Source organism: Quyinboa sediminis (assembly GCF_042219855.1).
Taxonomy (GTDB): Bacteria; Bacteroidota; Bacteroidia; order Bacteroidales; family UBA5342; genus JBHJHP01.
This window is the reverse complement of record NZ_JBHJHP010000002.1, coordinates 95968-109587: the sequence shown is the minus strand read 5'-3', so window position 1 is coordinate 109587 and position 13620 is coordinate 95968. Positions and strand designations below refer to the sequence as shown.

The window sequence follows — 13620 nt, the reverse complement described above, 5'->3', positions numbered from 1 at the left end:
TTATTTTTTCTCTCTTAACCGATAGAGTGCATTCGCAAACTCAATACCCAGATCAATATAATCGGGACTGGTATAATGCCATGGATCGGAATACGAATATTTTTTAGTGGAACGGACAATCGTTGCATTGGCATCTGTCCGGGCAAATTTTTCCTCGCCATACTGAACCAGGTCTCCATAAGGCCATGTTATGCCATTATTCTTCACTCCTGAATCAGATATTTTACCAATTACCACCGGTAGATCATTGGATCTGAAAGCAGCACGGATCAGCTCCATCAGTTGTTTCAGATTATCGTAATAGGCTGCAGCGACCTCTTCAGTGAAATCACCATCCGATTCTCCCTGCATCCAGAAAATACCTGCCGGCACCAGCACGTCCTCAACGCCATCGCCATTGATATCATTTACTGCAGAGGCATTTTTTACGGTTTCCAGAAAATGGTCATACTGATTAATGCCGGTTTTATCTGTGTAGTTGGGATCCCAGCTTCCGGCTCCTCTGGCTGCCCTCTGGTCGATGGATGTGCCGCCCCTGGAATATTTTATCAAGGCTATTTTCTGATCCGGATATAATGCCTGTAAACGTTGGGCAAGGGAAAGTTCTACACCAAACCGGTCAGAATAGGTATTGGATGTGGCATCACTTTTTGTCCCACGTCCGTGACCCGGTTTCAGTTGTTCCCATATCCCGATTCCTCCGCCCGTTTCATTATCTCTTGCTGTATTTCCCTGGAAGATCCATACATCTTTATTCGTCTTTTTCAGTGAGTCGGGCAGGTCTTTCACAAAACCGTATCCATCCATATTGGACTGGCCACCAAGGTAAAATACCATGATAGTATCTTTTACTGCTGTTTTCTTAGCTGATGCAAACGTTGGAATAAATAGTAAAATAGTTAATGCTGTAATTATTCTGGTTTTCATAATAGTATGATTTGTATTTTTATGTAGTGTGTGAAGTGTACCTATACTTCAATATTCACCCGGTGACTAAATTAAGAACTTATTTTTTTAATTCTGTCCCAATCCGGTGAAAAATGTGTTTTTACTTTTTCCAGTTCACCGGGATCAATAAATGGCTTTGGATCAATCCAGGCCGATGGAATGATCTTTGCGAGAAACAACAGTGAATATCGTACAGCCGCGAAACCGATGCGCCATAAAAAATGTAACACGGCGGATTTAAATTTGCGTCTTTTTGTCAGATTTACCCTTTTGGAAAGGTATCGAATTATCTTAAGTTGTTTTTCAGTATATGAGCTGTGTTTTCTGCTGAAATCAACCGAATCCAAATCGATTTCTGCATTGAGTATCCTTGATAATTTCAGTATAAAACCCTTAGGATCGTTCCTTAAGTCATCGTATAAAAGCACTACCGGTTTTTTGGCAAAATAGGTTTTCAACAAGTCAACCTGATGCGAATAATTCAGGTCTGTATGTTTGAAATAACCGTTATCTGACTCCAGGTCGAAGAATGCTGAAAATGTTCCACTGAAACCGTTTTTTACAAAACGACGGTATTGTGAGGCAATATAACTGTCGTGTCTTCTGAACACGATAACAGGTGTTGTGTCGGGAAAGGACTCTGTAAACCAGACGATTTCTTTTTCAAGTTGTTGATCAAATTCTCTTGAGATCAGAATGTTCTGATGATCCGTTTCTCCGATAATCTTTTTTACCTTGCTGTACTTTGTACGCTGAATGTAAAAGATGTTTTTTAATTGAGGGAAAACCCTGTACTGCAGAAAGGTGGTGCCGGTTTTTCCGGTTCCAACATGAAAGAAAATTTGTTTTTGAGGTGCAGAACTCATAGCTATATATCCGCATCAAAGATAGCATGAAATGCGAAAACTGAAAACGATCCTGATGGACTTAATCATCGCTCGTAATCTGAAGGATTACATTACCTGTTTTTTGTCCAGATAGTACATAGGTGTAAGCTTCCCTGATATCTTCAAGCGTATATTTTCGATCAATGAGTGGTTTAAATTTGCCCTTTTTCATCAAATCAAGAACAATTGTAAGACTGCCTTTAATATTTGCCGGTAATGGGAATTTTACTTTTTTGCCGGATGTAAAAGGAGAAACAAGGGCCAGAAAGGGATTTTCAGAATGGGGACCCAGTTCAGATGATATGTAGGTTCCGTTCGGTTTCAGTATGGGTTTGCACTGCGCAAATGAACTTTTCCCGACCGCATCGAACACGAAATCATATAATTCATGATCTTTCGTAAAATCCTCTTTCTGATAATCGATGACCCGGTCGGCACCAAGCGTTTTAACTGTCGTCAGGTGTTCAGATGGGGCTGTGGCAGTAACATGCATCCCCCGGGCTTTAAGTAGTTGAACAGCTGCTGAACCTATGGCTCCGGTTCCACCGTTAACCATTACATTATGATCCATAAACAGCGGAACTTTATTAATAAAATTTACAGCATAATGTGCACCTTCAGCGCAGGCGACTGCCTGGGCAAAGGAAAAACCATCAGGAATTGGAAAGATGGCTTTATCTTCGCGGATCACCATATATTCTGCCTGCGATGACAGCCCGTTATCGTCAAATCCCCACACTTTATCGCCACGTTTAAAGGCGGTTACACCTGTACCAACTTCTTCAACCACGCCTGCAAAATCAGTGCCGGGTGTGGCATCCTTTGGCCTTCCCAAACCTGTAAATGCCTGAATTAAGGCTGGCCTGCCGCGTAAAATGCCACAATCCGTGCGACTGACAGTAGTAGCATAAACTTTAATCAGCAGTTCATTAAACCGTGGTTGCGGTACCGGGATTTCACCTATATTGAGTACCTCAGGAAATCCATATTGGGTGCGGAGTACTGCTTTCATCTTACGGAGCTTCAATATGTTGGTCAATGAGAATCTGGTTTCCATCGGGATCCGAAATCATAAAGCTCGCTGGTCCTTTTGTATTTTCTTCGGCTTCCATTTCAATAGCAATATCCTTAACCTTCAGTTCTTTCTGGATATCACGAATGTCGGTGAACTCATGCAGGGGTTGTGCCTTATCATTCCATCCGGGATTGAAGGTCAGAATATTTTTTTCAAACATGCCCTGAAACAATCCGATCAGAGTTGTATCGTTCTTCATGATCAGGTAATTTTTATCCGGATCACCTGCAAAAACCGTAAATCCAAGTTTTTCGTAAAATGCTTTTGATTTTTCCAGATCTTTCACGGACAGACTAACAGAAAATGCGCCTAACTTCATGGTACAGAATTTATTATTAAAACACCATGAGCAGGTAAATTGTTGAGTACGATTTCTAAATTCCGGTATTACTCAGGCTCAATTATTGTAACTTATATGCAAGTCAATAGAACCGGTTGCATTGTTGCTGGTGTATTGTAACTTCCAGGTGCCCTGCGCTGCAGAAAATGTTTCATTAATCGAAAATGTTTCAGGCCCTGCAAAAGAATTTTTATAAACTTCAGCTCCTTCCGGATCACTGAGAATAACCTCTACAGATTCAGTATGCACAACTATACTTCCGATAAGAGATAGTAAATCAGCATCTTTATCCACATCCATCAATGTAAGGCCGCTGGAATTTGTGTTTATATCAGAATCAAAACCAAAACTGACCGGGGATTTTTTTTCACAGGATGATATCATTACCATCACAAAGAGTAGTATAATTAGTTTTTTCATGTTGTGTGTTTTTATATGAGAGGAACGAACATAGCAGCTATAAGTTACAACGGTTGTCAATGAATAAATCTTTTCTCAGAACGATTAGTAACCTGCGGTTTTAAGATAATTTTCAATCTCTGGTATACTGGTGTAATAGTCTGAAGAGAGCCTTATGCGCTTCCCGTTTTCAAACTGGATTTTTAAAATAAGTACAGGCCGGAACTTCAGATCAATACTTGTCATTTTATCCGTTTTTTTTCTTTGAACAGCTGAAAATGCGTTTGCAGAAAATCTGAATGTTTTAAACCTGTAAGGATATCTGATGGTTATATATTCATCGTTGATTTTGACCTCTTTAATTCCGGATATAAAAACCAGGGCGGTACTGAAAATTATAATCAAAACGGAACAATAAATTATATCTGTCGGATTCCTGTAGTTTATACCGTTAATAAATACTTGAATTATGAACAGAGTAGCAGAGATAATTAAAGCTACCGACGGAAAGGCGATAGCTCTGAGTTTATATCTGCTTTTGATGTTATTTCTTTTCTTATTCAATGTACAAGGTCCTTGATTTAGGATATTTAACCAGGTAGTTTAGATCAAAAGTCCGCTCTTTAGCGGGGTTGAGCTCAAACTCCCATTTCAGTTCTCCTGTGTCGTTATTCATCTTTGCGCCGGACAAATCTTTAATTTCGATTTCAATTTCTTCATTTTTCGATACCGGAACCTGATCCAGGATAACCATGCTGATTTTCTGACTCTTATTGTTTTTTACATTTATTTCCCAGGCACGGCTAACTTCTTTTTTAGTTCCGATAAACTGTCTGCTGGTCTTGTCTTTGAGTAATTCTCTTTGAACCACAACATTTTTGTCTCTTCCAAGTGATACCTGTAATGTATCACCTGCATTTCTCACATCAAGGATCGTTTTGCCGATGTAGGTTTCCTCAAAAAAGATATTGGCTTCACCTTCAAGAAAGTTATACTTACTCCAGTCTGTAATGTTTGCCAGCAGGAAGGCATCTTTGTCAACTTTTGGAATACAGAAATACTGGTAGTTTGCCGGCAAACTGTAATCTACCATTTCAACGGCATATGTTTTTTTATCTGACTTCAGTGAGTAAGGAACCGAGATCTCAAATTCAACAGTCGTTTGATTTTCGGTTTGAACAAATGGTACAGCTATACTTTCTTTATCTGCAATGTTCTTTTTGTTTCGGCTTCGTGAAATATCCAAACCTGCAATTCTACCCTGAAGAGCATCGCTTATACTGGTTGCTTCAACATCTTTAAAACTAACCTCACCTAATTCCTGAGCACTTTCATTTAGAGCGATATTAATTAATGGTTGATTTGCATCAACAGTCTTAGAGCTATACCCTATAAATGATATTTTTAACCGGTTAGAACCGGCAGGTAACATCAGGGAATAATGGCCATTGATATCAGCTACAGTTCCGATAGTCGTACCTTCTACTGATACTGAAGCACCGGGCAGAGGCTCACCTTTATTATCGTATATGTAACCTGATACTTCAGAAATTATGCGCCCATAATTTAAGGGTCTGTAATTATAGCTGATGTAATAGGGATTCAATGTGGGCATGACACCTGAAACATTGGGATCGGATGATGAAAACCTGATTTTAACATTTTCCCAATCCACTTTTGTATCCTGGTGCACATTGGCCTTGTATACGATTTCCACGGGTTCAGATATGTTTTTAGCCCGGATATCATAAGACGGGAACCATCCTGCATTTGTGACAAGATAGGAAAGTTCAAATTCAGACTTGCTGTTTGTTTTGGATTCAATCTTAATTACAATTTCACCGGTTGGAAATCCATGGTTATCCGATAGCTGGTTTCTCTGATTCTCAAGTTGCTGAATCTTTTTCTCTAACTGGTTAATATCGTCTTCCTGTTTAATTTCTTTTAATTTAAGCGCCTTAAGACGTTCCCCGTAAAATGCAGATGTTTCTTTCAGGTTCGTAATGCTCAATTCATTATTCCGTCCACTTATTATGCGGTTGTCATTCAGAAAATCGAGTTCCTTTCTGGTTATCGTAAGATAAGTCTGTCCCAACTTAAGTTCTTTCCGCAGCTCAAGTATTTCAGCATGTAGTTTCTCTGCTTCTGCGAGATCAGGTTTATTGTTCATGTAATTCCTCTGTTGCGAAACAGATTGTACCATCACCTTCCCTTTGACTTTTACCTGGATGCTTTTTGAATCTATATAGGGTGAGAGATTTACAAAAACAATATTTGTAATTCCTGTCGGAACATCAACTGTCTTTTTGCGGGTTACCTGAGCACCATCCAGAAAAACGGTTACATCATTAACTTTGGAATCAATCTTTAGCTCCTGAGTATCCTGAGCCGAAACCGGAATTAGAAGCATTGAAACAGAAAGTAAAAGAATAAAATATTTCATAGCTATTATTTATAACGTTTTGTTTGTTAGATATATGTTGATATGGCAACCATAACTTTTGCGCAATGATTAAAACCTTATTCTATGACCAATGTCTTGTAATATGTTCCGTATTTGTTCTCTGCTTTAAGTATATATACACCGGTGTTGAATTCAGAAAGATTAATTTGACCGTTGCTATCAATTGTCCTCTTTTTAAGAATTTTACCATCAAGTGATACGATACAAACATTGTAAGACTGATCCTGTGTATCAGATGATATTTGAATCTTATCGTGAGCAGGATTCGGAAATACCCGGAATGGGAAGCGGGTGGTTATATCTTTTGCTGTAAATATTTTTGTGTCAACCAGGTTTGATTGAATTGAACCTGATGAAAATGATGCTGATTTGGTTTCTACCGCACAGGAAGAAATATTATCTATTCTTATCTGATAGTACATTTCTCCGGCTGGTGGATATAAATCCGTAAAGGTGAAATAGTTGCTCGCAATTTCAGCTATTTTTTGCATGCCATCCGGAGAAAAACCTCTGTAAATCTGGTACGTATCGAATTCAAGTCCCTCGTAACCACTCCAGATTAAATTCCACGTGTCCCGAATGCCTTTGTTTATCGTCAGATGGATTGTTTTATGCGATAAACTCAGGCCAGTCTCAAATCCACAGGCATCAGAACCTGAAATTTTATACCGGTTGGAGTTCTGCAAAGAATTCGATAAGGTGTCAGTAAAATACGTCTCCTGATCCGCCAGCGCTCCGATTTTTATAAATTCATCCTTTTTTGTTGTTTCCTTATATATATAAACAGTATCACCCGTAAAGGATAAATCCTGCTTTTTAACGATAACATTATGATTTGCACTGTCAACCGTAACCATACATATTTCCGGTTGGTAATCTTCATTTGCCACAAGATACACAGTTTGTGTAGTTGAGTCTTTGCAACCCTTAGAGTTTGAAACTACAACACTAAAGGTTGTCGTTTCAGTTATTTCTGCGAATGGATTTTGTATACTGTTATCATCTAACAGACTATCAGGTGTCCACTTATAAGTTACATCTGTTGCAAACGGACTTCCATTTGTACTCACAGAGAGTTGGGCTTTTTCTCCACAATAAACATCGGTAGCATAAGATGTAGCTTTTAAAGGAGTAAAATTAGCTTTTATTGTATCTTTTGTGATGCAGCCTTTCGAAGTTGAGGCAGTAACAATATAAGTCTGATCCTGAAGAATCTCTACTGTAGGTCTTTGGATATTTGGATCATCCAAACCTGTAGAAGGTTCCCACTTGTAACTTAAGTCATCAAAAAAATAGTAATCAATACGAGGTCTGTTCATTTTCATTTTTAGCCCGCATACAAGATCAATATCATCTCCATAATCAAGAGAAAAGGAAGATACATCAAGATAAATGGAGTCTGTTGCACTATAATTAGTCGGACTCGTAGCAATAACTTTATAGTAACCGGATTCCTTAGGAGAAACAAAAATCCGGTTCTCATATGAATTTTCAGTGTATGGTACCCAGGTGTATTGAAGAGTATTGATATTTATGTTGCCTGTAACGCTGAAAGCGCATTCAACATGGTCTCCAACAACAATCCACTCACTGGTCTGACCTTCCAGTTGAGGATTGTTACATGCCGCACATCCATACAACCATTTAAATATATAGTCACCTTCAGAAAGATAAAGTGTAGTTTGATACGAAGAAGGTATTGTACCGTCAAATGCATAAACCACCTTGTTATTAAGTTTATTTACAATTTCGTAGTTAAAGATATCATCTTCTCCTGTAAACAAGTCTATTTGTAAGCTGGCAGGTAGTAGTACTTCTGCAATTAAATCGACTGTATCACCACAAATAAGGTGATCAGGATCAAAATTATAAACGGGTTCAGCAATTTTCACTCTGAATGTGTCCTGAGATTTTGCGTATAGGGTCGCACAAAGCACTACAGTTAAAACAATAAACTTTTTCATAATTTCAATAAACAGGTTATAAATAATTCAAACAATCAAATGTACTGGAAATTTATTACAGTTCAAATACTTCAATCCGTAACTCTTAAGATGCTGACCAACCATATGAAAGCAACATTTTGAGTTTGAGCTGCAAGCTGAAGAATATAACGGGTTTATACGTTAGTTTTCAATGTTCAGGATTAGTTGTTTTGGGTCGGTGATCCCTTAGTGTGAAAGTTTAAAAGACAAAACCTGAATCCCAAAGCGGATTTATCCGACGTAGCCCAAAAGGGGATCAATACCGGGAAAGCATTTAGCACAAAAAAGCCCACCGAAGTTCTGAAAAAACAGAACTTCGGTGGGCGATGGCGGAGAGAGGGGGATTCGAACCCCCGGTACAGTATTACCCGTACGCCGGTTTAGCAAACCGGTGGTTTCAGCCACTCACCCATCTCTCCTGAAATTGGGTGGACAAATGTATAAAACAGAATCTAAATAAACCAAATATTTAGGTCCAATTTTATTGTGTTTCTTATAATTTTCGCAGAACAACTCCTGATCAGCCTGATTTAAGAGGTGGCCTGGTCTTGTTTTTTCTGCTTTGGTTTGCTCTGAACCTCGTCAATCGATCTCCCCTGCTCATCCTCGTATAAAATAAAACGTTTGTAATACGATATCAGCAAGGTCGTAAAAGGTAAGGCGATAATCATTCCTACGATCCCAAGCAAAGCTCCCCATACGGATAAGGATAAGAGGATGATGGCAGGATTCAGCCCCATGCGTTTGCCCATAATTTTTGGTACTAAAAATCCATCCTGGAACGTCTGAACTACGGCATAAACAATAAGAACAGAAAGTGCTACAATCCAGACAGGCTGCCCTGTTTCAAGCGATTTCAGCAGAATTAGCAAGGTGGCAGGCACAATACTTATAATCTGCAGGTAAGGAATCAGGTTCAGCAGCCCCACAAAAATACCGAACACTATTGCCAGCGGAAGATCAATAATTGAGAAACCAATACTGAACAGCACACCTACAATCGTAGCAATTAAAAATTGGCCACGGAAATAGCGGTTCATGCCATCTTCTAGATCATCGGACAACTTATCAATAAAATGTCTGTATTTGTCGGGAATCAATTTGATCCATCCGGTTGATATTTTATCGAAATCCAGCAGAATAAAAATGATATAGAGCAGTATGACGAAAACCACAAAAATGGATAATACGGCATTTACAGACCCCGAAAAGATTTTCCAGGCCGAGGGCATAATTTTTTCAAACAGTTTTCCGTAATCCTGATTAGCAATGTATTGCTGGATCTCCGGCAACTCAATCAGCTTTCTGAAACTTTTTTCCCAGTTATCCGGGAACAGGATGGAGTCATGATTACTGGCAGCGTAATTCTTAAGCAGAGCTATGGTATGTTCCACCTCATAGGAAATTGGCTGAACCAAAAGGTAAACTAACCCTGTGAGTACACCAATAATAAGTATTAGGGTGATCAGAACGGACAACAATCTTGATTTGACCTTCACTTTATTCTGAATAAAGTTGACCACAGGATTCATAAGATAGGCTATAAGCCAGGCTACAAAAAACGGGATCAGTGCACCTCTGATATGGTTCACCAGAAGATACAATGCGATAATAACAATCGTGCCAATCACTATCCTGACCACCCGGTCGAATGTAAAGGGCTTTTCGTAGTTCGGATGCATGGTTATATTATTCGTTAAACGTCAATGATTTTTGTGACTCACTGTCTTTCAGTGCTTTCCCGAAACATTTACGGCATAAAGGTTCATAAAGTTCCTTTTCACCCAACATAATACGCTGTTTTGATAAGGTTAACCGGTGTGAAAACTGTGCAAGTGCACCGCATTTTACACAAATAGCATGCAGCTTGGTCACATGATCTGCCACAGCAAGAAGACCCGGTATGGAACCGAACGGTTCTCCTTTAAAATCCATATCCAGACCTGCAACAATAACTCTTTTACCTCTGTTGGCCAGTTTTTGACAAATATCAATCAACTCAGAATCGAAAAACTGTGCTTCATCGATACAAACCACGTCAACAGCGGCGCTCTCTTCCAGGATATGTTCAGCTTTTGTTAAGGAGATGCAGGGCACCGCCTTCATGTCATGTGACACAACCTTCGTTTCGGAATACCGCTTATCAACTGATGGTTTAAAAATAATGACGCTCTGTCTGGCAAATTCAGCCCGCTTTATACGACGCATCAGCTCCTCGGTTTTACCTGAGAACATTGAACCGCATATAACCTCAATATTACCTGTCTTTTCGTTAATTTCTGCTTCTGAAAATAGATTCATTATATACTACTTAGAGCAACCAAAATTATAATTTTAAAGCCAGAAACACCATGCTTGGAAAAATAATTTTAATTTTAGGTCGTATTTATAAGAGACCGAAAAACAAGATAAATGGATAGAAGTGCCTTATTAAAACTCATACATAAAGATTTAAACGAATTACAGCTTTTACTTGAAGGGATGGAAGGTTACGGTGATATTCCGGAACCCATAATCAAACTGGCTAAAAGCAAGGCCGAACAGCTAAAGGAAAATATTGACACACTTCCGGGAGAAGTTCGTGTGGCAATTCATGAAGTTGAGGATCAGAAAGAAGAAATACAGGTAGAAGAAGAGCCCCGCAAGCCTGAACCACACAAAGTAGAACCGGAGACAGAGCCAACACCTGAAGCTGCTGTAAAAGAAGATGCTGCAGAGCCGGAAAACGATTATGTACAGTCAGAAAAAGAGGAAACAGAACCTGTGTCTACTGAAATACAGGAACCTGAAATTCCGGTTCAACCCGAAGTAGTTGATGAAGAAATTGAAAACAGAGATGAGCGGGAAGATGAGCCCGTAATTGAGGTGGAGGAAGAAATGTTGAAAGTGGAGAGTGAAGCAGAAGGGGAAAGTAAAATTGTTACGACTAAAAAAAGAACTATCACCGTTTTGGGTGAAACAATCGAAGCAGGAGAAAAGGTTATTGACCGCATAAAGAAAGATATTTCGAATTCCATAAGTGCCAGGCTGGAGGGTTCACCCATTACGGATTTAAAAAGGGCAATCAATATTAATGAGCGGTTTATGTTTCAGAAAGAGTTGTTCAATAACGACCGGGATCTGTTTTTTAAAAGTCTGGATGACCTTAATGCCATGGACTCTTTTGATAGTGCTCTGGAGTATATGGTTCAGCACTTTGACTGGGATTTTGATGATGATACAACAGGACGATTTGTGTCATTGGTAAACCGAAGATATAAACAGTAGAATGGGAGCCGGTAAGTTATATGTAGTTCCAACACCAATTGGAAACCTTGAGGATATGTCGTTCCGGGCTGTCAGGGTGTTAAAAGAGGTGGATCTGATTCTTGCGGAAGATACACGGGTATCAGGCATTCTTCTGAAACACTATGATATTAAGACACCCATGCAGTCGCACCATAAGTTTAATGAACACCAAACGGTGCAACGTGTTGCTCAAAGCATTAATGCCGGATCAGATGTTGCTTTAATTACGGATGCCGGAATGCCGGCCATAAGTGACCCGGGCTACCTGCTGGTTCGGGAATGTGTGGCACAGGATGTCGATATTGAATGTTTACCGGGATCGACAGCATTTATTCCTGCCCTGGTTGTTTCTGGACTGCCGAATGACCGGTTCACCTTTGAAGGTTTTCTGCCGCAAAAGAAAGGACGACAGAAAATGCTGACCATTCTTTCTGAAGAGGACCGGACCATGATATTTTATGAATCTCCACACAGATTGGTAAAGGCACTTTCCCAAATGGCGGAGATTTTCGGATCTGAACGAAAATGCTCTGTATCGCGTGAAATAAGCAAGATCCACGAAGAAGTAAAGCGGGGAACACTGGAAGCTGTAAAGTGTTATTATGAAGAAAATCCACCAAGGGGCGAGATTGTGATTTGTGTGGATGGAGCCGGAAAAGCAAAACGAAATGAAGCTGAATAAAAAGTATAAACATCTGTTTTTTGATCTTGACAATACCTTGTTTGATTTTGATGCGTGTGCATTGCTTTCGCTGAAGGAGTGTTTCGATAAGTATAGTTTGAACCGGTGGTTTGAAAGTTTTGATGCTTTCTATACGGTATATGCAGAGATTAATATAAAACTCTGGAATGAATATAAGGTCAACAAGCTTAAAAAGGAGGATGTTAAGTATGGCCGCTTCAGAAAAACACTTGCCGTAAAAAATGTAGAGGATGAAAAACTGACTTACGCATTGGCAGAGGACTTTTTGCTTTTTTGTTCCGATAAAAATATTCTTGTTGATAATGCTCTCAGTGTGGTTAAGAAACTGCATGAAAACTATAGCCTTTATATTATTTCCAACGGATTTGTAGAGGTTCAGAACCGTAAGATGGGGCTGACAGGGCTTGCACCGTATTTTAAAAAAGTGGTATTATCTGAAGAAGTAAAAGCTCAGAAACCTTCACGGACTATTTTTGAGTACGCCGTAAAGTCCGTTAATGCCAGAAAGTCAGAAAGTGTGATGATAGGTGATAACATTGAGGCCGACATTGAAGGAGCCCGCTCATTTGGCATGGATCAGGTTTATTTTGATTACAATAAGCTCCCGGAGAACCATGGTGTAGCTACCTGGACGATTCAGAACCTGGAAGAGCTGCTGGAGATATTTTAACGCGATAAGGTTACGCTTACCTGTTGTGTCTGCCCACCAAGCGGAGGATTCACTTTGGATACTTTTACCGATGCTTTGTCCAGATCCGGATATTGATTGTAGATTACATCAAGTATGCGTTGGGCAACATGCTCCAGGAGATGCGATGTAACAGCCATCTGTTCCTGAACCAGGTTAAAAATAATCTGATAATTTACAGCGTCTGCAATATTGTCACTTTTTGCCGGAATGCTAAAATCTCCTTCAAGTCTGACATTTACCATAAAAGAGTTTCCAACTACCTGTTCTTCTCTGAAACAGCCATGGTAGGCGAAAAACTCCATATTTTCAAGTTCTATTACTCCCATTTCATATTAAAAATCAGGCTGCAAAATTAAGCTAATTTGCAACGACTAGCAATCTAAATGGGTTTTAAAGAAATTTAATACAGCTATTTTTTGTCATAAAAACTATCTTTGCATGGAATTTGTTAATAAAGGAGTTAAATTCTAAATTTAATATGGCAGAAGCTGATTTGCTTGTTCAAAAAGTAGTAGAAGGAATTCAGGAAAAAAAAGGAAAACGAATTGCAGTGGTTGATATGACTAAACTTGAAAATTCTGTTTGTTCATATTTCGTCATTTGTGAGGGAGATTCTACAACTCATGTGAACGCTGTCGCTGAGTCCGTTATTGATTACGTCCGTGAACAAATTAATGACAAACCCATTAATAAGGACGGATTTAAAAATTCAGAATGGATAGCTGTAGATTACGGTAACTTAATTGTGCATGTGTTTCAGAAAGAACCACGTAATTTTTACAAGGTTGAATCGCTTTGGGCAGATGCCGACATAACATGGATAGAGGATATATATTAATT

Annotated in this window: 15 protein-coding genes and 1 tRNA gene; 4 read left to right on the top strand and 12 right to left on the bottom strand. The window is 39.2% G+C overall.

The features are described 5' to 3' along the window. From ACE1EF_RS05745 to ACE1EF_RS05695, 11 genes are all read right to left on the bottom strand, one after another. Nucleotides 1-927, bottom strand: a complete 927-nt coding sequence (locus tag ACE1EF_RS05745; RefSeq protein ID WP_375719671.1) for a sialate O-acetylesterase — start codon at nucleotides 925-927, stop codon at nucleotides 1-3. A gap of 71 nt (nucleotides 928-998) precedes the next feature. Further along, complete coding sequence (locus ACE1EF_RS05740; RefSeq protein ID WP_375719670.1) at nucleotides 999-1814, bottom strand: hypothetical protein; 816 nt, start codon at nucleotides 1812-1814, stop codon at nucleotides 999-1001. 61 nt (nucleotides 1815-1875) lie between these two features. After that, nucleotides 1876-2847 (bottom strand): NAD(P)-dependent alcohol dehydrogenase, encoded by a 972-nt coding sequence (locus ACE1EF_RS05735; RefSeq protein WP_375719669.1) that lies wholly within the window; start codon nucleotides 2845-2847, stop codon nucleotides 1876-1878. Between the two features lies 1 nt (nucleotide 2848). Next, the gene (locus tag ACE1EF_RS05730) at nucleotides 2849-3229 is read right to left on the bottom strand and encodes a VOC family protein (protein WP_375719668.1); all 381 of its coding nucleotides are present in this window, start codon (nucleotides 3227-3229) and stop codon (nucleotides 2849-2851) included. Between the two features lie 78 nt (nucleotides 3230-3307). Continuing rightward, on the bottom strand, nucleotides 3308-3670 hold the full coding sequence (locus ACE1EF_RS05725; protein ID WP_375719667.1) for a hypothetical protein: 363 nt from the start codon (nucleotides 3668-3670) through the stop codon (nucleotides 3308-3310). An 84-nt stretch (nucleotides 3671-3754) separates the two neighbouring features. Beyond that, nucleotides 3755-4213 (bottom strand): hypothetical protein, encoded by a 459-nt coding sequence (locus ACE1EF_RS05720; protein WP_375719666.1) that lies wholly within the window; start codon nucleotides 4211-4213, stop codon nucleotides 3755-3757. Then, the gene (locus ACE1EF_RS05715; protein WP_375719665.1) at nucleotides 4206-6092 is read right to left on the bottom strand and encodes a mucoidy inhibitor MuiA family protein; all 1887 of its coding nucleotides are present in this window, start codon (nucleotides 6090-6092) and stop codon (nucleotides 4206-4208) included. The genes ACE1EF_RS05720 and ACE1EF_RS05715 overlap by 8 nt, the downstream gene beginning before the upstream one ends. Nucleotides 6093-6169: 77 nt before the next feature. Then, nucleotides 6170-8077, bottom strand: coding sequence for a T9SS type A sorting domain-containing protein (locus ACE1EF_RS05710; RefSeq protein ID WP_375719664.1), 1908 nt, complete (start codon nucleotides 8075-8077; stop codon nucleotides 6170-6172). Nucleotides 8078-8425: 348 nt separating this feature from the next. Next, nucleotides 8426-8517, bottom strand: a tRNA-Ser gene (locus ACE1EF_RS05705). A 111-nt stretch (nucleotides 8518-8628) separates the two neighbouring features. Continuing rightward, on the bottom strand, nucleotides 8629-9780 hold the full coding sequence (locus ACE1EF_RS05700; protein WP_375719663.1) for an AI-2E family transporter: 1152 nt from the start codon (nucleotides 9778-9780) through the stop codon (nucleotides 8629-8631). A gap of 7 nt (nucleotides 9781-9787) precedes the next feature. Beyond that, nucleotides 9788-10399: a thymidine kinase gene (locus tag ACE1EF_RS05695; protein WP_375719662.1), complete on the bottom strand. Its 612-nt coding sequence runs from the start codon at nucleotides 10397-10399 to the stop codon at nucleotides 9788-9790. Between the two features lie 111 nt (nucleotides 10400-10510). On the opposite strand from ACE1EF_RS05695, the gene ACE1EF_RS05690 reads away from it, so the two are divergent. Genes ACE1EF_RS05690 through ACE1EF_RS05680 form a run of 3 tightly spaced genes read left to right on the top strand, consistent with a single transcriptional unit; the run spans nucleotide 10511 to nucleotide 12759 of the window. Further along, complete coding sequence (locus tag ACE1EF_RS05690) at nucleotides 10511-11365, top strand: hypothetical protein (protein ID WP_375719661.1); 855 nt, start codon at nucleotides 10511-10513, stop codon at nucleotides 11363-11365. 1 nt (nucleotide 11366) lies between these two features. After that, nucleotides 11367-12068, top strand: a complete 702-nt coding sequence (gene rsmI, locus ACE1EF_RS05685) for a 16S rRNA (cytidine(1402)-2'-O)-methyltransferase (RefSeq protein WP_375719660.1) — start codon at nucleotides 11367-11369, stop codon at nucleotides 12066-12068. After that, entirely contained in the window at nucleotides 12055-12759 is a 705-nt protein-coding gene (locus ACE1EF_RS05680; protein WP_375719659.1) for a YjjG family noncanonical pyrimidine nucleotidase, read from the top strand. The genes rsmI and ACE1EF_RS05680 overlap by 14 nt, the downstream gene beginning before the upstream one ends. Here ACE1EF_RS05680 and folB read toward each other — a convergent pair. Further along, entirely contained in the window at nucleotides 12756-13106 is a 351-nt protein-coding gene (folB, locus tag ACE1EF_RS05675; RefSeq protein ID WP_375719658.1) for a dihydroneopterin aldolase, read from the bottom strand. The genes ACE1EF_RS05680 and folB overlap by 4 nt on opposite strands. A 152-nt stretch (nucleotides 13107-13258) precedes the next feature. On the opposite strand from folB, the gene rsfS reads away from it, so the two are divergent. Continuing rightward, nucleotides 13259-13618: a ribosome silencing factor gene (gene rsfS, locus ACE1EF_RS05670; RefSeq protein WP_375719657.1), complete on the top strand. Its 360-nt coding sequence runs from the start codon at nucleotides 13259-13261 to the stop codon at nucleotides 13616-13618. Nucleotides 13619-13620: the final 2 nt, after the last annotated feature.